Origin of the sequence: Mycobacterium heckeshornense, from assembly GCF_016592155.1 — a bacterium.
Taxonomy (GTDB): Bacteria; Actinomycetota; Actinomycetes; order Mycobacteriales; family Mycobacteriaceae; genus Mycobacterium; species Mycobacterium heckeshornense.
Map to the genome: position 1 here is coordinate 2,740,571 of NZ_AP024237.1, position 19,256 is coordinate 2,759,826.

Sequence of the window (19,256 nt, forward strand, 5' to 3'; positions counted from 1 at the left end):
CCGTGGTGGCTGCGGGGCGTGGACCGGCCAGCGAGAGCAGCGCCACCGCTGTGGGCGGTGAGTGCCGAGATGAGGTTCCGGGCAGGCCTCGCGATCGCAGGGTGAACCTTTCACATTGAAAGGGATCCAAGTGCAATGAATCAGAGTACTCTGCAACGGCCGAACAGCTTCTGGTGTGGGATCGACTGGGGCGGGCGCTTCCATCACCTGTGTGTGCTGGATGGCACCGGCCAGCAGCTGCTCAGTCGCAAGGTCGCTCACACCGTCGATGGTCTGGCCGTCCTGGTCGGGTTGATTGCTTCGTTCACCGGTGCGGTCCGGATCGCGATCGAGCGGGCCGAAGGGCTACTGGTCGAATATCTCCAGCACCACTGCGATGCCGAAATTTATTGCGTGTCACCGAAAATCTCGGCGCGAGCACGCGAACGCTATCGGATGGCGGCCGCCAAGTCCGACGAATTCGATGCCTATGTGTTGGCCGATACGTTGCGTCACCAGTATGCCCAGTGGCGGCCGTTGGCCGTTCCGTCGCCGCTTCTAGGGCGGTGCTGACCGCAGTGAGCCGCGATCGTCAACGCATCCTGGATATGCAGGTGGACACCGAGAATCGACTGCGGTCAATCTTGGATGCCTATCATCCGTGCCCGTTGCACCTGTTTTCTGCACTGGACCGGGACATCACCCTGTCCTTCATCCGCAGCTATCCCACTCCCGTGCAGGCGGGCCGGATCACCGCTGCGCGGATGGGCGCGTTCACGTCCCGGCACGGCTACAGTGGCCGGCACAAACCCGAGACACTTGTCGCCCGGATGCAGCCGCATCTGCTATCGGCGAGCGACGGCACCGTTGCTGGCAAAGCGTTGGCGGCCAAAGCATTCACCGAACAACTGGCTCTACTCAACACCCATTTGCGAGCCCATGACAAACGACTGGGCGAACTGCTCGAGGCGCACCCGGACACCCCGATCTTCACCAGTTTCCCCGGCATCGGACCGGTCACCGCCGCCGTGTTGATCTCCGAAATGGGTGAGGAGCGCAGTCGTTTTCCTTCGGCGCCGTCATTGTTGGCAGAGACCGGCTTGGCTCCGGTCACCAAGGTGTCCGGGCGCACACGTCAGGTTCGCTTCCGCTACGCCGCCAACCGGCGGATGCGGCACGCCATCGACTGGTGGATGTTCGTCGCCGTCCGTGAAGACCTCTGGTCGGCCGACATCTACCAACACGCCCGCGCCGCCGGCCAACCACACCATCGTGCCCTGCGTGGCCTGGGCGCCCGCTGGTGTCGCATCTTGTGGCGCTGCTGGCACGACCACAACCCCTACGACCCGGCCATCCACCACCGCGCCACCGCCGCCTAACAACCCCACCCCGCCCCCGCGCTGAGCAAAGTCAGCCAGCCGCGGCGATCAATCATGCCCACGACCCGAGGTTGACAGCGGGAGTCTGCTGTGATACACAGCGACTCGCTGGCGAATGTCGCCATGTGCGCTGTCACAAGTGCGCGGACCTCGCCTCCTACGGTTGCGTCACCGTAGGTTACGGTTCCGTCGCCGTAGGTTACGGTTGCGTACCTTACCCCGGGTCGTACACACTGCGTTCAGATTCGCCACGGGAAGGGAAAACCGGTGGGGCACTACATCTCCAACGTCCGTGATCTGCAGTTCAACCTCTTCGAGGTGCTCAACATCGGCGAGGTCCTCGGCGCGGGTCGCTATCGCGATCTCGACGTCGACACGGTCCGCGCGATGCTCGACGAAGTCGCTCGTTTCGCCGAGGGCCCGGTTGCCGAGTCGTTCGCCGACGCCGACCGCAACCCACCGGTCTTCGACCCGAAGCGCCACACCATCGACGTGCCCGCCGAATTGGCCAAATCGGTGCAGGCCGTCAAAGACGCCGGGTGGTGGCGGATCGGCCTTGCCGAACAAATCGGCGGCGTTCCCGCCCCGGCCCCGCTGACGTGGGCGATCAACGAAATGCTGCTGTGCGCCAATCCGTCTGCGGGGTTCTTCTATAGCCTGGGCCCGGCGATGGCCAACGCACTCTACCTGGAGGGCACCGAAACCCAGAAGCGCTGGGCCGCAATGGGCCTGGAGCGCGGCTGGTCGGCCACCATGGTGCTGACCGAGGCCGATGCGGGCTCCGATGTCGGGGCAGCCCGGACCAAGGCCATCGCCCAACCGGATGGGACGTGGCACATCGAGGGTGTCAAGCGGTTCATCTCCGGTGGCGACGTGGGCGACACCGCCGAGAACATCTTCCATCTCGTGCTTGCCCGGCCGGAGGGCGCCGGGCCGGGCACCAAGGGTTTGAGCCTTTTCTATGTGCCCAAGTACCTGTTCGACCCGCAGACTCTTGAACTTCGTTCCCGCAACGGGGTCTTCGCCACCGGGCTGGAACACAAGATGGGTCTGAAGTCCTCACCGACCTGCGAGTTGACTTTCGGCACCAACGGATTACCCGCCGTTGGCTACCTAGTCGGCGGCATACACAACGGCATCGCGCAGATGTTCACCGTGATCACCCACGCCCGCATGACGATCGGTGTCAAGGCCGCCGGCACGCTGTCAACCGGATACCTCAACGCGCTGGCCTTCGCGAAACAGCGCGTGCAGGGCGCGGATCTGACCCGGATGGCCGACAAAACCGCGCCGCGGATCACGATCATCCATCATCCGGATGTTCGCCGCAGCCTGATGACCCAGAAGGCCTACGCCGAGGGTCTGCGCGCGCTCTACATGTATGCAGCCGCGCACCAGGACGATGCTGTCGCACAACATGTTTCGCGTGCCGACCCCGACATGGCGCGCAGGATCGCCGAGCTGTTGCTGCCAGTAGTCAAAGGCGCGGGCTCAGAGCGGGCCTACGAAATCCTGACCGAATCGCTGCAGACGCTGGGCGGGTCGGGCTATTTGTCCGACTACCCCATTGAGCAGTACATCCGCGATTCCAAGATCGACTCGCTTTACGAGGGCACCACTGCCATCCAGGCGCTGGATTTCTTCTTTCGCAAAATCGTCCGCGACCGCGGCGAGGCTCTCGAGCAGGTGGCCTCCCAGATCAGCCGCACCATCGATGCCTGCAATGAGACGTTGAGAGAACCCGCAGAGCTGCTTCGTACCGCGCTTGATGATGTCAGGGCGATGACGGCCAGCCTGACCGGATACCTGATGGCCGCTACGCAACAACCCACGGAAATCTACAAAGTCGGGCTCGCGTCGGTGCGATTCCTGCTTGCCGTCGGCGACTTGCTATCGGCTGGCGGCTGCTGGCACACGCCGACATCGCACACGCCGCTTTGGGTAACGGGCCGACGAGCAAAGACGAGCCGTTCTATCAGAGCAAGATCGCTACCGCAGCGTTCTTCACCAAGAACATGCTGCCGAACCTGACCGGATTGCGCCGCATCATCGAGTCGCTCGACGACCAGATCATGCGGCTTCCCGAGGCCGCCTTCTGAGGGTTGCGCGAAGCGTATACACAGCACTTCACCGGGGCGCAGCCAATACAGCTGCGCCATCGAGGGTGAAACCCGCCGCTACAGTGGGTACCCGTTCGCACAGGGGGGACTGTACAAAGAACGGTGTAACTGCTGAGAAGTAGGAGATTCTCAATGAAGTTGTCAAGCCGCCGCGGCGGTAGGTGCGGGCTGGTATGCCGTGCCGTCGCGGAGCATGGCCCATACCACGTTGAGGCGGCGGCGCGCCAAAGCGAGGACGGCTTGGGTGTGGGTTTTGCCTTCGGATCTTTTGCGGTCGTAGTAGGTGCGCGAGGCGGCGTCGGTGCGGATGGCGATTTGGGCGGACAGGTAGCAGGCGCGCAGCAGGCGGCGGTGGTAGCGGCGGGGGCGTTTGAGGTTGCCGCTGATGCGCCCGGAGTCGCGGGGTACCGGGGCCAGTCCGGACACGCCGGCGAGGCGGTCGACGGAGTCGAAGCCGCATATGTCGCCGCCGGTGGCGGCGAGGAACTCGGCGCCGAGCACGACACCGAAGCCGGGCATGCTCAAGATGATTTCAGCGTGGCGGTGGCGGCGAAATCGCTCCTCGATCATCGTCTCGGTGTCGTCGATTTCGATGTCGAGGGCCATCACCTCCTTAGCCAGGCGAGCCACCACGGTGGCAGCCAGGTGTTGTCCGGGCACGATGGTGTGCTGGGCGTTAGCGGCCGCAAGGGCTTTGGACGCGACAGCATCGGCATTGCGGGCCTTACGTTTTCGCAACCAGGCGGCCAGCTCAGCAGCACCGGCGCGGCGCAGCCCGTCAGGCGTTTGATAGCCGGTAAGCAAAATCAACGCGGCCTTGCTGGTGCTGTAGTCAAAGGCGCGTTCCAGGGCGGGGAAGTATTCCAGCAGCTGGGCCCGCAGCCGGTTGATCGCCCGGGTGCGATCGGCCACCAAATCAGCGCGCCGGCTGGTGAGGATGCGCAGTTCCACCGCGATCTCGTCGCCGGGTCGCAACGGCTGCAGGTCGCGGCGCATCCGGGCCTGATCGGCAATGATCGCGGCGGGGCGTGTCATTCCATCTGTGTAAGTCCGGGGTGGTCCATCATCGGACCGCCGTTCGGGCGGACAGAAGGAGTGTTTTGTGACGAAGCTCATGGAGTCGGCGGGCAAGGAGATGTCGGCGGCTCGCCGGCTGGCGGAGACGTTTTCGGCCGAGACCCTGGATTCGCTGATCAAGGACGCGGTGAAATCGGGGACCCCGATCGACGGGGCGGACGGTTTGCTGACCGAGTTGACCAAGGCGGTGCTCGAGCGGGCCTTGCAGACCGAAATGACCCACCATTTGGGGTATGAATCCGGTGACCCGGCCGGCCGCGGGTCGGGCAATTCTCGCAATGGGTCTTCACCGAAGACGGTGACCACGGTCAACGGCCCGGTGGATATCGCGGTGCCGCGCGACCGCAACGGCACTTTTGAGCCGGTGATCGTGCCCAAAAGGGCGCGCCGGCTGGGCAACATCAATTCGGTGGTGCTGTCGCTGTATTCGCGCGGCATGACCACCCGCGATATCGAGGCACATCTGGCCGAGGTGTACGGAGCCAAGGTGTCACGAGAATTGATCTCCAATATCACCGAGGTGGTGGTCGATGAGATCAAGGCCTGGCAATCGCGCCCACTCGATGAGGTCTACCCGATCCTGTATATCGACGGGCTGCGGCTGCGCATCGCCGACAACGGGGTGGTGGGCACCAAGGTGGCCTATCTGGCCATCGGCGTGGACCTCGACGGGCGTAAACACGCCCTGGGCTGCTGGATCCAAGACAGCGAGGGCGCACGGTTTTGGCAGAAGGTCGAGCCCGTCATGATTTCTGTGTAAGTCTGAGGTGACTTGACAACGAGTTATATTTTAACACAACGGAATCCGTCCAGGGAACAGTTTCGCCAGGGTGTTAAGCGCCACAGTCCAGTTGTAGGTTCCCGTCCCCGAATAGCCTCCTCTGTGGCTGGAGATGTTGCGCAACCCCAAGTACAGCAACTTGATCGCAGAGTCCTTGTCCGGGAAATGTCCGCGGTTCTTGGTGATTTTGCGTAGCTGGAAATTGATGGACTCGATCGCGTTTGTCGTGTACACGATCTTGCGTAGTTCCACCGGGTAATCCAGGAAGGCAATGAACTCTGGCCAGGCGCCCCGCCACACGTCGATCGCGCCGGGGTATTGCGCACCGAAATCGCGGTCAAACTCTTTGAGCGCGAGCTCAGCGGCATCTACGGTGGGCGCCGAATAGATGGCCCGCATCGACGAGGCGACCTTGCGGCGGTCCTTATACGACACGAACCGCATCGCATTGCGAATAACATGCACCACGCAGACTCCCGCTGTCAACCTCGGGTCGTGGGCATGATTGATCGCCGCGGCTGGCTGACTTTGCTCAGCGCGGGGGCGGGGTGGGGTTGTTAGGCGGCGGTGGCGCGGTGGTGGATGGCCGGGTCGTAGGGGTTGTGGTCGTGCCAGCAGCGCCACAAGATGCGACACCAGCGGGCGCCCAGGCCACGCAGGGCACGATGGTGTGGTTGGCCGGCGGCGCGGGCGTGTTGGTAGATGTCGGCCGACCAGAGGTCTTCACGGACGGCGACGAACATCCACCAGTCGATGGCGTGCCGCATCCGCCGGTTGGCGGCGTAGCGGAAGCGAACCTGACGTGTGCGCCCGGACACCTTGGTGACCGGAGCCAAGCCGGTCTCTGCCAACAATGACGGCGCCGAAGGAAAACGACTGCGCTCCTCACCCATTTCGGAGATCAACACGGCGGCGGTGACCGGTCCGATGCCGGGGAAACTGGTGAAGATCGGGGTGTCCGGGTGCGCCTCGAGCAGTTCGCCCAGTCGTTTGTCATGGGCTCGCAAATGGGTGTTGAGTAGAGCCAGTTGTTCGGTGAATGCTTTGGCCGCCAACGCTTTGCCAGCAACGGTGCCGTCGCTCGCCGATAGCAGATGCGGCTGCATCCGGGCGACAAGTGTCTCGGGTTTGTGCCGGCCACTGTAGCCGTGCCGGGACGTGAACGCGCCCATCCGCGCAGCGGTGATCCGGCCCGCCTGCACGGGAGTGGGATAGCTGCGGATGAAGGACAGGGTGATGTCCCGGTCCAGTGCAGAAAACAGGTGCAACGGGCACGGATGATAGGCATCCAAGATTGACCGCAGTCGATTCTCGGTGTCCACCTGCATATCCAGGATGCGTTGACGATCGCGGCTCACTGCGGTCAGCTCCGCTAGAAGCGGCGACGGAACGGCCAACGGCCGCCACTGGGCATACTGGTGACGCAACGTATCGGCCAACACATAGGCATCGAATTCGTCGGACTTGGCGGCCGCCATCCGATAGCGTTCGCGTGCTCGCGCCGAGATTTTCGGTGACACGCAATAAATTTCGGCATCGCAGTGGTGCTGGAGATATTCGACCAGTAGCCCTTCGGCCCGCTCGATCGCGATCCGGACCGCACCGGTGAACGAAGCAATCAACCCGACCAGGACGGCCAGACCATCGACGGTGTGAGCGACCTTGCGACTGAGCAGCTGCTGGCCGGTGCCATCCAGCACACACAGGTGATGGAAGCGCCCGCCCCAGTCGATCCCACACCAGAAGCTGTTGTTGCGCGTCGCTGAAGATGACGATGAGGGCGTCATCGATGTTGACGACGATCCGATGATGAGAACGGCCCCGCTCGGTGTGGTGAGCGGGGCCGTGGTGGGCGTGGTGACGGAGTGCTGGTCGGGTTGATGCGGTGCTGGTCGTGTTGACGTGAATCAGGTTCAGTCCGCGGCGGTTTCGCTGATCGCGATGCGAGCGGCCTTTTCGTCGACGATGGCGTGATCGGCGGCGAACGCGGCGGTCAGCGCGTGCAGGGCCAGGTTGTTGACCGCGCGGGGGTGACCGCGGGAGGCGTTGTGGATCAGCCCGATGGCGTCCTCGGAGAAGAGGGTGTCGGAGCGTCCGGCGATTTTGCAGTGATGGCGGATGTAGTCGGCGGTGTCGGCGCCGTTCATCCCGGCGATGGTGTAGCGGACTGCGATGCGCTGATCTAACGCGGCGAGCACCCCGAGCCGGAGCCGGTGGCGCAGGCTGGGTTGGCCGATGAGCACGACGGCGAACGGGGATCCACTGTCCATCTCGTGGTTGGTCAAGAGCCGGATCGCTTCGAGCTGGTGGTTATCGAGTAGGTGGGCCTCATCGACGACCAGCACGGGATTGCGGCCCCGTTCGGCGTGTTCGGTGGCCAGCGCCTCGGCGGCTTGGGGGGCCAGGGCTGATTTGTGATAGGCGGGGGTGTGCCCGAGCGCGGCCACGATGTGGGTGAGCATGCCGCGCACCCCGATGGTGGGGTTGGCCAGGTAGATGAACACGTGCCGAGACGGATCCAGGTTGGCGGTGGCCGCCCGCACGGCCACGGTCTTGCCCGCGCCGACCTCGCCGGTGATCACTCCGATCGCACGCTGGTCCACACACCAGGTGATGCGGGCGACCGCCTCACCGTGGCCGCTATGGCGGTGCAGCATGGCTGGCGCCAGGTCACGTCCGAACGGCATCCGGGTGAATCCCCAATGTGATTGCAGCCGTTGGATACTCACGCCGACACCTCACCATCGTGATCGGCGTCGCCGCTGGGTGCAAGGTCGTCGAGGGATAGCTGGCCGGCAATCTCGCTGTCCTGGCCGTAGAGGGCGTGATAGCCGATGCGTTCGTCGCGGCGTAGCTGCTCGTGGTGAGCGGCGGCGGTCAGCGCCAAATAGTCGATCCCCGTCGCTGCCGGCGGCTCGAGCTCGGGTGTTTCCGGTTTGGCCTTGGGGTGGGTGTGGCGAGAGATGCTGTGCGGCAGGGCTTTGCCGAAACTCTTGTCGCGGTAGCGGACTTCGACGGTTTCCAGGTCGAATGGGGAGAACACCAGCTCCACCTTGCGCCCAACCAGGGCCGCGTCGACCTGGTAGGTGTTAGCGTGCAGCGACACGGTGGCGGTCTTGGTCACCACGCGGTATTCGGACCACAAAAACGCCTCGGTCAAATCATCGGCGGTCGGCATGGCCGGGGTCCGCCCGAGCCGGTCCCAGCCGGCCTCCCACCGATCCAGCGGGCTTTGCCCGGTCTCGGTATGGGTGCGGCGGTGATATTCGGTTTCCACCCAGGCGACGAACAGCCGGTTAAGCTCCAACAACGCGGTGGCGTGATCGACCCCGGCGGCAGCGAGGTCTTCGGTGCTGGTGTCAGTCACCTCCACCAGGAATTGTTCGCGTACGGTGCGAAAGAATCGTTCGATCTTGCCCCGACCTTGAGGTTATCCGGCCAATCCGGGTCGCTCGTGGTTTGTGGTCGCGGTGTGGTGGGCTATTTGGCTCGGTTGGAGCGGTGGAGTTTTCGGAGTTGCTCTTCGTGGCGGCGTGTCTTGGAAGCGACGGCTTCTAGGGCGGGGCGGAGCTGGTCGATTTGGACTTGTAGTCCTGTGAGAGTGAGTGCCTCGCGGCCGTGTTGGCGATGTTGTTCGACGATGGCGCGCAGTTCGGGTCGCCGGTAGAGGGTGGCGCGGCCGATGCCGGTGTGGGCGGCCACGGCGTCGAAGGTGATGGGCTCGCCGGTAGTCAGCAGTGCCTGACAGGCGCGTTCAACGCGAACGGCGGGTTCGTCGGTCACGGCGTGTCCGTTTGGTTCATGACCTGGTCGAGGCGTTCGACCAAACGGCGGTGGCGAGTGGCTTCGGCGCCCCAGCCGCGGGCGTCGGCGTCGGCGGCCAGTGCGGCGGCGTCGGCGCGTTGGGTGGCCAGGATCGATAGGAAGGTCGATTCGGTGCGGAAGTTCGGGCAGTGCTCGCAGATGTTGGCGTAGGCGCAGGCTCCTTGGGCGGGGGTGCGCAGGCAATATCCGCCGGCCAGTCGCGCCTTGATCGTGGGGGTGTCCTTCCAGTCATTGCTGCCGTTGCTGATGTCGGTGATGGGCAGCTGGGTGCGCTCGGGCAGCACGGGCCCGAGTTGGGCCTTGGCCTGGATGAGTGCGCGTTCGTAGTCAGCGCGGACGGTTTCGTCAAAGAGCCGCCCGTAGCGCAGGCTCATTTCTGCAGAAACGTGTTTGATATACGGGTGATCTTCGGCGTGTCTGCCGTGATCCAGCGGGGTGGGCGCGGATGCTGGCGGCAGGAGGTTGCCGTGTTCATGCCGTGCCTGGTCCGTCACCATCGTGGGGCGGAGTTGGCCGCGATCACCCTGGGGCATCCGCTGCTGGATGACTACCTGGCCTTCGTTGCGGCACGGGCCCGAACGAACACTTGGCTGGCGGTGGCCTCGGATTTGAAGATCTTCTTCGGTGTGGTTGCCAAGGAACCGACCCAGGTGAGCGCCGCAGATGTGTTCGCGTTCTTGGCGTTTCAACGCACTGCCCGTTTGGGTGAGCGGGTGGTGCGGTTGGAGGACGGCGAGCCGGGCCTGGCGGCGCGCACGATCGCCCGCCGGTTGTCCAGTGTGCGTGGCCTGTATGCCTACCTCGCGGCCCGCGGTGACACCGGCGTAAGCCGCAACCCGGTGCCGACCAGCCTGGCCGCCCGCCGCCCCGGTGCTCGGCGCGGGAAGGGCGGGATGGCGTTGATCCGCACCCCGCGTACGCTGCCCCGGGTGCTGGCGCCAAGCGAGGTCGACGCGCTGCGGGCGGCGCTGCGCACCCACCGCGACCGGGCCATGGTCGAGGCGATGCTGCTGGGTGGACTGCGACGCTGCGAGGTGCTGGGCCTGCGCCTCGACGACGTCAACGCCGGCGAGCGGCGGGTGTTCGTGGCCGAAGGCAAGGGCGGTCGGCAGCGGATGGTGCCGGTATCGGCGCGGTTCTTCGCATCGCTGGGGGACTATCTGGATCAGGAGCGGCCGCGGACGTCGACCGATCGGGTGTTCGTGGTGTTGAAGGGGCCCCGGCGTGGCGAGCCGTTGTCGGCCGCCGGTCTGGACGAGATCCTCGACGGTGCGCGCGCTCGCGCCGGGCTGACCCAGGCGACGTGCCATCAGCTGCGGCACACCTGTTTCACCCGGCTGCGGGAGGCGGGGATGGCACTGGAGGCGATCCAAGCCCAGGCCGGCCACGCCTCGATCGACTCCACCCGCATCTACCTGCACCTGGCCAACGACTGGTTGGAACGGGAGTACCTGCGGGCCGCCGAAGCGATCGAGGCGCAGGTCGTCGCGTCCGGTGAGGCGGCCGAGGCATGAACCGCTCACCAGCACATCGCCCCGACATCGAAGAGCTCGTCGAGGCGTATCGGGCCGACCTGGTTGCGGCCGGGATGTTCGCCGGACATCCGGTGACCTCGGTGGCCCGCGCGTTCTTCACCCGCGTGGGTGTGGCGGGCTGGTCTGCGTTGCCGCTGGCAACCCAGTGCGCTTTGCCGCTGAGGGATCGACGGGTGGTTGGTTGGCTGATCGTGACGGGACGGCTGCGGCCCAGCCCGGACTATCTCGTGGCGTGCCGGCCCTACCTCGGCGAAGTCGCCGCCCATCATCACCGCGGGTTCCACCAACGGTTCGTCGCGACCTCCACCGAGCTCGGGTTTGATCCCATCGTGACCCGCCTGCAGTGGTCGGCGCTGGCCAAGGTGGCCGCGCTGGCCGGGCTGACTCCCGAGCAGCTGACCCAGCCGGTGATCGATGAGCAGCGAAAAGCGTTGAGTGCCGCGATAACTCGTCACCGACCCGGCAGCCACGGCGCCAAAGCACTGAGCGCGGCGCTGTTCGGTGCGCAGACCACCCTGTTCCACCTCGGCGTCCTCGACAGCGCGCCCCGCAAGACCAGCCCAAACCGCTCGGCTGAGCGGGCCGCCCAGTGGGCGGCGGTTCCGCCGCGGCTGGCGGCCACCCTGACCGGTTACATCGCCCAGACGCGGCTGTCGCTGCGGGCCTCGACGATGGTGCGTGTCGAGGGCGTGCTGCGGGAGTTCGCCGGCTGGCTGGCCGCGAACGCCCCCGAGGTGGTCTGTGTTGCTGACCTGCGTCGGGCACACATCGAGGCCTACAAGCTGCACCTGGCCACCCGTCCTTCGGCGCGCGGCGGCCGGTTGTCCAAGATCAGTCTCGCCGAACATCTCGGCACCCTGCGCACCTGCTTCGACCGGCTCACCGAATGGGACGGCGACGATATTCCCGCCCGCGTGCTCGTGTTCGCCGGCGACCTGCCGATCCGCGACGAGCCGCTGCCCCGCTTCCTCGACGACGCCGCGTTCACCAAGCTGCTGCAGGCCGCGCGCGCCGCCGACGACCCGTTTGTCCGGCTGTGCGTGGAGTTCCTGGCCCGCACCGGCCTGCGTAAGGGCGAATTCCTCGATCTCACAGTCGATTCCGTGGTGCAGATCGGGGCCGCGTACTGGTTGCACGTGCCGCTCGGGAAACTGCGCAACGACCGGTACATTCCGTTGCATCCCCAACTCAAGGATCTCCTCGACGAATGGCTCGCCGCCCGACCCGTCAGCCTGCGCAGCCGCTACCTGTTCGTTGAGTACGGCCAACGCATCGGGGAGGGCCGCGTCGATCGGGCCGTCGCTGAAACCGCGAAAGTGGCTGGCATCGGCCGTGTTTCGCCCCATCGTCTCAGACATACCTTGGCAACCCAGGCGATCAACCGCGGTATGTCGCTGGAAGCGCTGGCCGCGCTGTTGGGTCACCGATCTATGCGGATGACGCTCGTTTACGCTCGAATCGCCGATCGCACCGTCGCCGACGAATACTTCACCGTCAGCGAAAAGGTCGAGGCCCTCTACGATCAGCCGCGCGCACTTCCCGCCGACGCCGAAGGCGCCGAAATGCGAAAGCTCCGCGCCGAGATGCACCGTCGGATGCTCGGTAACGGCTACTGCGCCCGACCCGTCGGCCTGGACTGCCACTTCGAATCCATCTGCGAATCCTGCACCTTCTTTCAGACCACCATCGCCTTCCGGCCCACTCTGCAGGCACAACGCGACGACGCTGCCGAAAAAGGACAGCTCGGCCGCCAGAAAGTGTTCGACGGACTGCTCGCCCGACTCGATCAAACCGCCTCCTGACAAGACGCACTTGACAAGATCACCCGCATAATGGCCGAGCAGCGCCATCAGCGCCTGCAGCGACACCCCGCAGTTGATCAGCGCGGTGGCGTAGGTGTGTCGAAGTTGGTGTGGTGTAACGGATTTCAATCCTGCTTCGGTGGCGGCGCGGGCAAGTTCGTTGCGCAGGACGTCCACCGATATGCGGCGCCCCTGATGAGTGAGCAGGAACTGGACCGGCTTGCCGGTGCGTGGGTGTGGCAGTGGCTTGCCGGGCGAGCGGTGCGCGACGATGCGGTCGACCAACTCGAGGGTCTCGTCGTCGATGGGCACCATCCGCTCGGTGTCGAGCTTGCCCAGCGGAACCTTCAACCAGGCCCCGGCGCCGGGAACCTCATGCACACAGTCCAGTTCCAAGTCGAGCAGTTCGCCGATGCGCATCCCGGTGGCGCGCAGCAGCAGTAGTGCGTCGGCGCGCAGCCGGTTCGGCGAGGCGTGCAGCGCCTGCGACAGCCGCCGATCGGCGTCCGGGGGCAGGTAGCGGGGCAGCGCCCTGGGCAGTCGGGGCACATCGCGGGCAAACACGAGCTTGCGGCCGGGCGCCTCGGCCCAGCCCCATTCGTTGATGTCGTCGATTAGCCGCCCGACGGTCAGCACCCGCGAGCGCCGTTCGGAGGCCGACAACACCGCGCCGGTGCGCGGGTTGGTCGCGGCGGCCACGGCGGCTAAGTAAGGCTCAATGTGACGTTGCCGATCGAGGTCGGCCAGGCTGATCAACGCTGGATCGTGGTCGGCGAGGAACTGGGCGAAATGGCCCAGGCGGCTAGCGATGCCCAACACGGTCGATCGGGTGCGAGTGCCCGAGGCGCATTCCAGGTAGGCGACCAGCGAATCAGCCAATCCGGTTGGAACACTGGCGAAGTGACGCCGCCACGGCCAACGCAGATGCGCGGTGTTTTTCGCAGTTGGGGTGACCTGCCCACCCAGGTGATACAGAACAGCGCGGGCGGCATACAACGCGGTCCGGTAGTGCTGGAGTGGCCGCTGATGTGCTTGTTCGCGGGCGGTGATCGCGGCGCTGAACTCGGCGATATCGGTATCGTCAAGCTCGGTAAGCGGGTGGCCGGTCTGGATCAGCATGCGCACCGCGACCTGGCTGGCCAGCCCCGCCGCTACCCGGGGTGTGTAGCCCAGTTCGGTTGCTGCGGAAAGGAATCGGGTCACATAACCAGCCAAGGGGCTTGTGTGTGCCTCCCGTAGGATGGCAGCCAGCTTACGTTCGAGCAGATAGTCGTAGCCCGGGCGCAGATATCCGGACAGCATCAGATAATTCAACAGCGGCCGAACCGTCCAACCGGCCGACAACCGCACCGACAGCGGCAGCTCGGCCCAGGCCTGTGGATCGGGCCAGCGGGTCAGAAACACGCGGGCCGTTGCCAGTAACGATCGATTCCCCGCACCACGGGCCGCCAACGCGGCCACATACCCCGACAGCAACTCCTCGCCGCGCGGCGCTGGCCGCCGCGCGGCAACAGCCCCCTCAGTGGGCGCGCTGGCGATCACGGGCGGCATCGTAGGCGGCACGCACATGCGTCGGGGACAGGTGAATGTAGGCGGCCGAGGAGTCGACGTGGTCGTGGCCCATCAGCGCCTGTAGTACCGATAGGTCAACTCCCGCCTCGGCCAGCGCGGTGCCAAACGAGTGCCGCAGCGCATGCGGATGCCCGGCAGGCACCCCGGCCTTCGCCCGGTGGTAGCGAAAGATCGTGCGCAATCCAGCCGGGGTCAGCGGCTCGCCCCGGTTGGGGCCCTTTGCGACCAGAAACAATGTGTCGCAATCTGATTCGGGCCGCTCGGCGAACAGGTAGGTCTGGATCAGCGCGGCCACGTCTGGATCCAACGGAACTCGGCGCTCCTTGTCGCCCTTGCCGATGACCCGTACCCAGCCGCCGATGTCGATATCGCGGACCCGAAGACCCAGCACCTCGGCCGAGCGCAACCCGCAGAACAGCATCAACCCCGCGATCGCGCGATCCCGGTCGGTGCGCAGGCTGCCCACCAGCGCCGTCGTCTCCTTGCGGTCCAGGCCGCGCGGCAACCGCCGAGGCTCCCGCACCCGTAACCGCGAGCGCTGCTTTGGCTTTCGCAGGTGAGCCAGCAGACCGCTAGCCTCCCCGGCTGCGCGGCGTGCCGGACCCCGCGCGGTACCGGGTTGTCCGCCGATCCATCCCGCATCTGCCGATAGGAATACAACCCCGAGATCGCGGCGAGCCGCCGGTTGATCGTCGTCGGCGCGTAGCCGACGTTGCGGCCATCGCGGATCGAGTACACGTTGCCGCCCGGCCGGACCGGCGGCAACGCCGACCGGCAGAACGCCAAGAACCGCAGCAACACCTCCGTGGTGACCTCGTTGACCCCAAGGCGCTCGGCGGCCAGCCACCGCGCGAACGCCAGCAGGTCGAACGCGTAGGCGCGCACCGTGCGCGGCGAGTAAGCGCGATCGGCCAGATAGCTCAGGTAGTCGTTGACCAGATCCATGCCAGCCGGCCCGCCCCGACCAGCGACCAGCGCCCCTGCCGCTCGACTGCACACAACGACTCGACCGTCTGCTCTGCTGCCATGGGACTCACATATGCCTAACGTCTCAACGCAAATCAAGCACCCCAGGAAAAACGGCGTGTCGTAGCCAACAACCAGTAACCATTAGCCGGTTAAGAGAGGCCGACCTGGTTGGGAATGAACAAGGCGCACCCCGAGTTTCGCACATGCCCGCAACAACCAGGCGTCACAAAACGCCGAGCCGTTATCGACATAGACCGAGCCAGGCACCCCGTGGGCAGCCAGTGCGGGGCGCAACGCTGCGGCCAAGCGCACGGTGTCTTCGGCGAAGCCAAACCGGTAGCCGGCCAACAACCGAGAGTGATCGTCGATGAAGGCGAAAAGGTAGGTCTTGCGGTCGCCAACCCGCGGGCCGTGCAGAGCATCGCCGCACCACAGCTCATTGGGGTCGGCGGCCTCGAACCGGCCGAACACCCCGGGTAGCTCGCCGGTGGCCGGGCCCATCAACTCCAGCCGGTGAAAATGGCGTAGCAAGGTGGACTCCGAGGGCGCCCACCCGGTCGCGGTGCGCAGGATCCGAGCCACCTGCGTGGCGGTGCGGGTCGGATTCTCCCGCTTGAGCGACGCGGCCAGCTCCAGCACCTGCGCGTCGGTACGCGCGGCCAGCCGGCGCGGCGCGGGCACCAGCGCCTCGAACCCGCCGGACCGGTAGCGGCGGATCCAACGGTCCAGCGTCTCCCGCGAGATCCGCACCTGATTGCCGAATGGGTCGCTATGGGTACCGGCGGCGATCTGGCGCACCAGCTTGCCGCGCTGCTTGGTCGATAACCCCGCATCTAGGGCCGGACAGATCAGCTGATAGCGGAACAACCCGATTGCTTGGGCTCGCTCGCGGCGCTTGTGCTCCTCCAACGACATCTTCTCGGTTTTCCTCTCCAATCGAAGGCCCTGCCCGAAACCGTTGCCGCGCAGGTGCCTTGGTGAGGATCACCGATCACGCCGCTTACGCGTCAGGGGCGATTCGTGTTGCGCAGCCTCAGCGCCGCGGTGGCGACCAGCGCGGTGCCAGCAGCCGACCACCACTGGCCGCGACCGCTACCCGATCTGGCGTCACCGCGCCCAGCAACCCACCCGCACCGAAGCGGAACCGGATCGCCACGGTCGCGGTCGCCACCGCGGCCAACGCATCCCGCCACGCACAACCCGTCCCATCCGGGATCACCACGTCCACCCCGGCGGCCACCGCGACACCGATAAACCACGACCGGATCACCTCCAGCCGCTGCGCCGCCCGGCGCAGCCAACCCCGCACCGTCGCCGCCGGCACCCCCACATCCGCGGCGATCCGGCGATGCCCCAACCCCTGAGCACGAGCTATCAACGCGGCCCAAATCCGTTCCGCTGCATACGCTCTACGCAACAACACAGTCACCGGCAACAACACGTGGGTCACCATGCACACTCGGCATCTCGCCCGCCGCGGCCGCACCACATCACGCAGTCCCTCGATCTGACGGGCCCGGGCATACCCCCAGCCACCCAGCACCCCGTCCCCGCATGCCGGACACGCGATCTCCCCAGCCGCCAACCGGGACTCGACGCGGACAACATCAGCCTCTACCGTCACCATCGGTGCCTCCGAGCACTACAGCGCGGCACCCCGCAAGCCGACCAAGACTTCAGCGGGGTGCCGCGCACCCATCAGTTCCTCGTCACACTGACGGTGCACACGAACAAGATCAACCCCGCCGCCACACCGACCGTCACATCGGCAGACTCAATGAAGAATGGCCACCCCGTGGTCGCCATCCAAAGAGACGGTCAACAGCTGTTCGGCCGTTGCAGAGTACTCTGATTCATTGCACTTGGATCCCTTTCAATGTGAAAGGTTCACCCTGCGATCGCGAGGCCTGCCCGGAACCTCATCTCGGCACTCACCGCCCACAGCGGTGGCGCTGCTCTCGCTGGCCGGTCCACGCCCCGCAGCCACCACGGGCGGACAGGTCTGCATGTGGACCTCGAAGGTGACGCGTTTGCGTGGGCCCTGCCCGTGGTGGTGCAGGTGAACGCCGAGACCATCCCGGCCGATCCATTGTTAATAGATGAGGTTTGGATCACGGTATCGGGGAAGATCGAGCGGATCGCATCAGGCAAGCCGGTCAGCCCGTCGCAGCAGGCGATGAGGATGTCGCGTACTCCGCGGTTGCGCAGGTCGATGATGACCTTCTGCCAAAACCGTGCGAAAGCGCACGGGTTCGCGCGAAGGTGTGCGAGGTGGCGCCTGAAGTATCACGAGTTCGGCAGACGGGCGCTGTCAACGTGGTCTGCGAGGTAGGCGACGACAGCTTCGTGGTGCATGCCGTAGGCAGCGGCGACGAGTTTCGCGTCGACCGTGCCGACGAGGTCTACCAGCCGTGTCGAGCGCAGGATCCGGGGCTGGATGCCGACCGCGCGCAGGGTGTTCTTGATGTAGCCGTCGGAGGCCGGCGCCCGGGTGGCTTTGGTCTGCATGGTGACAACAGGTGGGAATTGTTGCCGCCCAGCACCTTCCGGTGGTCGAGGCAGCGATGCAGTGCGGTCCAGGTCCACGGGTCCAATGGGGTGGGTTGTGGTCGGCGACCCAGCCGGATCCGGCGGCGGTTGTTGTCGATGTCCGCATCGGTGAGGTGCTGCAGTTCTTGTGTGGTGGCGCCGTGCAGCAGGGCGGCCAGCCCGACGAACGCCTCGTGCGGGTGCACCTCGGGGTCTGTGCTCCACCGCTGGAACAGTTCGCGTTGCCGGTCGACAGGCAGCGTCGGGCCGCGGAATGCCATGGTCTGCGGCGCAGTCAAGCCTTTCGTGGGGTTGATGAGCATTAGCCGGCGGCGCAGACCGTAGCGGCAGAACTGGCGCAGCCCGGTCAGGTAGAAGGCACGCCGGCTGGGATGAGCGTGCAGGAAGGCTTCGATGTCGCCGACCTCAATGGTGGCCCAGTCAGTTTTGCCGCGCGCCATGGACAAGAACTGAGCGAAGTCACGCACGGCCCCAAGCCGGGCCTCGAGCGTGGGATGCCCGCGCGGGTGGGTGCCGGTGCGGCGGGCACGATCGCGGCTGGCGACCAGGTGCTCGGCAAACCCGGCCACCGCCTGGCGCAGGGGTGGGGGCACCGCGTCGATACGGGATTGGCGGCGGGTGGCGGCGCGGCGTTCCTCGCGATCGGTCGGTAACGCCAGTTGACGGGCGGTGAGGAAGTCCTCCAGGGCCCGCGCGAGCGGAACGTCAGTGGCCACGGATTCCAGCAGGGCCTGCGGATGCACCGGGTGGTTGTCGGCCAATCGTGTGCCGAGCCGGGTCAGCATGGCGCAGGCGCGGTCGGGATGGTGGCGTCCGATGAGATAGGCGGCGAAGTCGCCGAGCCAGTCGGGTGGATTCTCGAGTGTCGCCGCAAGATTAGCCGCTCGGACTGGGATTCGATGCGGCGAGCGGGCCCAACATCTTTGGCACCGTCCCGCCCCGGTCAGTCGAGTGACCCGTCCGCAGTCGACACAGGCCGCATCCGGATTCGGTGGCCGGCCCGGATGTGAGCAGGAGCCACACCAGCCGGTGGTGGGTCGCAGGATCCGGCGTTTTCCGCAGCGTGGACACTCGGCTCGGTTGGCGTCCAAGCGTTGCCGCCGAGCGCACTGCCCGCAGAGGTCGCGGTCGACGAACAGCACTGGCGCATTGCAGATCCGGCAGGTGCGCGAACAGCGCGCGCAGCATCCGGTGTCCGGCCCCAGAACCCGCAACACACCGCAGCGCGGGCAGCGGTGTTTGATCGGTGCGTGACACCGCGCCCAGTGGCAACGAGCACAAAGGTCACGCTCTGGTTTGCCGACCGCGCGACCACAGCACCGGCAGTCCCGGACCCGGCGGGTCATGCTAGATCGGCGGCATCGACCGGCCCCGCCGCGACGCTGGCGCGTCGTTGACCGCGACCTTGGCCGGCTTCGGTGAAATCTGTTGTGTGACAGGGGTGGTATCGATGTCAAACAGGTCATTGGGCGAGCATTCCAGTGCGGTGCACAACGCGATCAAGGTGGACAGCTTGATCTGACTGGGCTGTTTGGTGAACAACGCCGACACCGACGCCGAAGACAGCTCCAATCCAGCCTTCTCCGCCAGCAGCCGTTGCAGTTGGGCGCCGGTCCACACCTCCCGCTGGGCGGCGGCCATCCGAAGTTTCCACCTGATCTGCATAC

General features: G+C 65.8%; 15 protein-coding genes and 7 pseudogenes. 7 read left to right on the forward strand and 15 right to left on the reverse strand.

The features are described 5' to 3' along the window. Positions 1-135 precede the first annotated feature (135 nt). The 3 genes and pseudogenes from MHEC_RS13035 to MHEC_RS13045 all read left to right on the forward strand — a co-directional run bounded on the left by MHEC_RS13035 (position 136) and on the right by MHEC_RS13045 (position 3,457). Positions 136-552: an IS110 family transposase gene (locus tag MHEC_RS13035; protein WP_201399516.1), complete on the forward strand. Its 417-nt coding sequence runs from the start codon at positions 136-138 to the stop codon at positions 550-552. 5 nt (positions 553-557) lie between these two features. Continuing rightward, the gene (locus MHEC_RS13040; RefSeq protein ID WP_201399517.1) at positions 558-1,358 is read left to right on the forward strand and encodes a transposase; all 801 of its coding nucleotides are present in this window, start codon (positions 558-560) and stop codon (positions 1,356-1,358) included. A gap of 267 nt (positions 1,359-1,625) precedes the next feature. Continuing rightward, a pseudogene (locus tag MHEC_RS13045) lies at positions 1,626-3,457 on the forward strand (acyl-CoA dehydrogenase). A 162-nt stretch (positions 3,458-3,619) separates the two neighbouring features. Here the strand turns inward: MHEC_RS13045 and MHEC_RS13050 are convergent. Next, a complete protein-coding gene (locus MHEC_RS13050; RefSeq protein ID WP_414018092.1) occupies positions 3,620-4,513 on the reverse strand; it encodes an IS110 family RNA-guided transposase in 894 nt (297 codons plus the stop codon). 100 nt (positions 4,514-4,613) lie between these two features. Between MHEC_RS13050 and MHEC_RS13055 the strand changes: the two are divergent. Then, positions 4,614-5,291 (forward strand): annotated as a pseudogene (locus tag MHEC_RS13055) (IS256 family transposase); the annotation flags it as partial. A 54-nt stretch (positions 5,292-5,345) separates the two neighbouring features. Here MHEC_RS13055 and MHEC_RS13060 read toward each other — a convergent pair. The 6 genes and pseudogenes from MHEC_RS13060 to MHEC_RS13085 form a co-directional block, all read right to left on the reverse strand. After that, positions 5,346-5,810 (reverse strand): annotated as a pseudogene (locus MHEC_RS13060) (transposase); the annotation flags it as partial. Between the two features lie 83 nt (positions 5,811-5,893). Continuing rightward, a complete protein-coding gene (locus MHEC_RS13065; RefSeq protein ID WP_201399520.1) occupies positions 5,894-7,123 on the reverse strand; it encodes an IS110 family RNA-guided transposase in 1,230 nt (409 codons plus the stop codon). A 126-nt stretch (positions 7,124-7,249) separates the two neighbouring features. Next, entirely contained in the window at positions 7,250-8,023 is a 774-nt protein-coding gene (locus MHEC_RS13070; protein ID WP_235434982.1) for an ExeA family protein, read from the reverse strand. Between the two features lie 38 nt (positions 8,024-8,061). Continuing rightward, positions 8,062-8,766 (reverse strand): annotated as a pseudogene (locus MHEC_RS13075) (Mu transposase C-terminal domain-containing protein); the annotation flags it as partial. 50 nt (positions 8,767-8,816) lie between these two features. After that, entirely contained in the window at positions 8,817-9,119 is a 303-nt protein-coding gene (locus tag MHEC_RS13080) for a DUF6262 family protein (protein WP_048893708.1), read from the reverse strand. After that, complete coding sequence (locus tag MHEC_RS13085) at positions 9,116-9,535, reverse strand: hypothetical protein (RefSeq protein ID WP_200902221.1); 420 nt, start codon at positions 9,533-9,535, stop codon at positions 9,116-9,118. Before MHEC_RS13085 ends, MHEC_RS13080 begins: the two co-directional genes overlap by 4 nt. A gap of 99 nt (positions 9,536-9,634) precedes the next feature. On the opposite strand from MHEC_RS13085, the gene MHEC_RS13090 reads away from it, so the two are divergent. Both MHEC_RS13090 and MHEC_RS13095 read left to right on the forward strand, forming a co-directional pair. Further along, entirely contained in the window at positions 9,635-10,675 is a 1,041-nt protein-coding gene (locus tag MHEC_RS13090) for a tyrosine-type recombinase/integrase (RefSeq protein WP_048893843.1), read from the forward strand. Next, a complete protein-coding gene (locus MHEC_RS13095) occupies positions 10,672-12,498 on the forward strand; it encodes a tyrosine-type recombinase/integrase (RefSeq protein ID WP_201399521.1) in 1,827 nt (608 codons plus the stop codon). Before MHEC_RS13090 ends, MHEC_RS13095 begins: the two co-directional genes overlap by 4 nt. Before the next feature lie 87 nt (positions 12,499-12,585). On the opposite strand, the pseudogene MHEC_RS25020 reads toward MHEC_RS13095, so the two are convergent. Beyond that, positions 12,586-13,134 (reverse strand): annotated as a pseudogene (locus tag MHEC_RS25020) (tyrosine-type recombinase/integrase); the annotation flags it as partial. Between the two features lie 84 nt (positions 13,135-13,218). Here MHEC_RS25020 and MHEC_RS24250 point away from each other — a divergent pair. After that, complete coding sequence (locus MHEC_RS24250; protein ID WP_071700545.1) at positions 13,219-13,737, forward strand: hypothetical protein; 519 nt, start codon at positions 13,219-13,221, stop codon at positions 13,735-13,737. 280 nt (positions 13,738-14,017) lie between these two features. Here the strand turns inward: MHEC_RS24250 and MHEC_RS24255 are convergent, their stop codons facing one another. The 7 genes and pseudogenes from MHEC_RS24255 to MHEC_RS13130 all read right to left on the reverse strand — a co-directional run bounded on the left by MHEC_RS24255 (position 14,018) and on the right by MHEC_RS13130 (position 19,254). Beyond that, the gene (locus tag MHEC_RS24255) at positions 14,018-14,536 is read right to left on the reverse strand and encodes a tyrosine-type recombinase/integrase (protein ID WP_236591488.1); all 519 of its coding nucleotides are present in this window, start codon (positions 14,534-14,536) and stop codon (positions 14,018-14,020) included. Further along, positions 14,491-15,015: a site-specific integrase gene (locus MHEC_RS24260; RefSeq protein WP_236591489.1), complete on the reverse strand. Its 525-nt coding sequence runs from the start codon at positions 15,013-15,015 to the stop codon at positions 14,491-14,493. Before MHEC_RS24260 ends, MHEC_RS24255 begins: the two co-directional genes overlap by 46 nt. Positions 15,016-15,195: 180 nt before the next feature. After that, positions 15,196-15,954, reverse strand: a pseudogene (locus tag MHEC_RS13110) (DDE-type integrase/transposase/recombinase); the annotation flags it as partial. A gap of 118 nt (positions 15,955-16,072) precedes the next feature. Beyond that, the gene (locus tag MHEC_RS13115; protein WP_099869214.1) at positions 16,073-16,666 is read right to left on the reverse strand and encodes a hypothetical protein; all 594 of its coding nucleotides are present in this window, start codon (positions 16,664-16,666) and stop codon (positions 16,073-16,075) included. Positions 16,667-17,130: 464 nt separating this feature from the next. Then, positions 17,131-17,277, reverse strand: a pseudogene (locus MHEC_RS24265) (transposase); the annotation flags it as partial. Positions 17,278-17,441: 164 nt separating this feature from the next. Further along, positions 17,442-18,374, reverse strand: coding sequence for a site-specific integrase (locus MHEC_RS24270; RefSeq protein WP_236591490.1), 933 nt, complete (start codon positions 18,372-18,374; stop codon positions 17,442-17,444). A 562-nt stretch (positions 18,375-18,936) separates the two neighbouring features. Continuing rightward, on the reverse strand, positions 18,937-19,254 hold the full coding sequence (locus MHEC_RS13130) for a helix-turn-helix domain-containing protein (protein ID WP_048893880.1): 318 nt from the start codon (positions 19,252-19,254) through the stop codon (positions 18,937-18,939). Between the last annotated feature and the right edge of the window lie 2 nt (positions 19,255-19,256).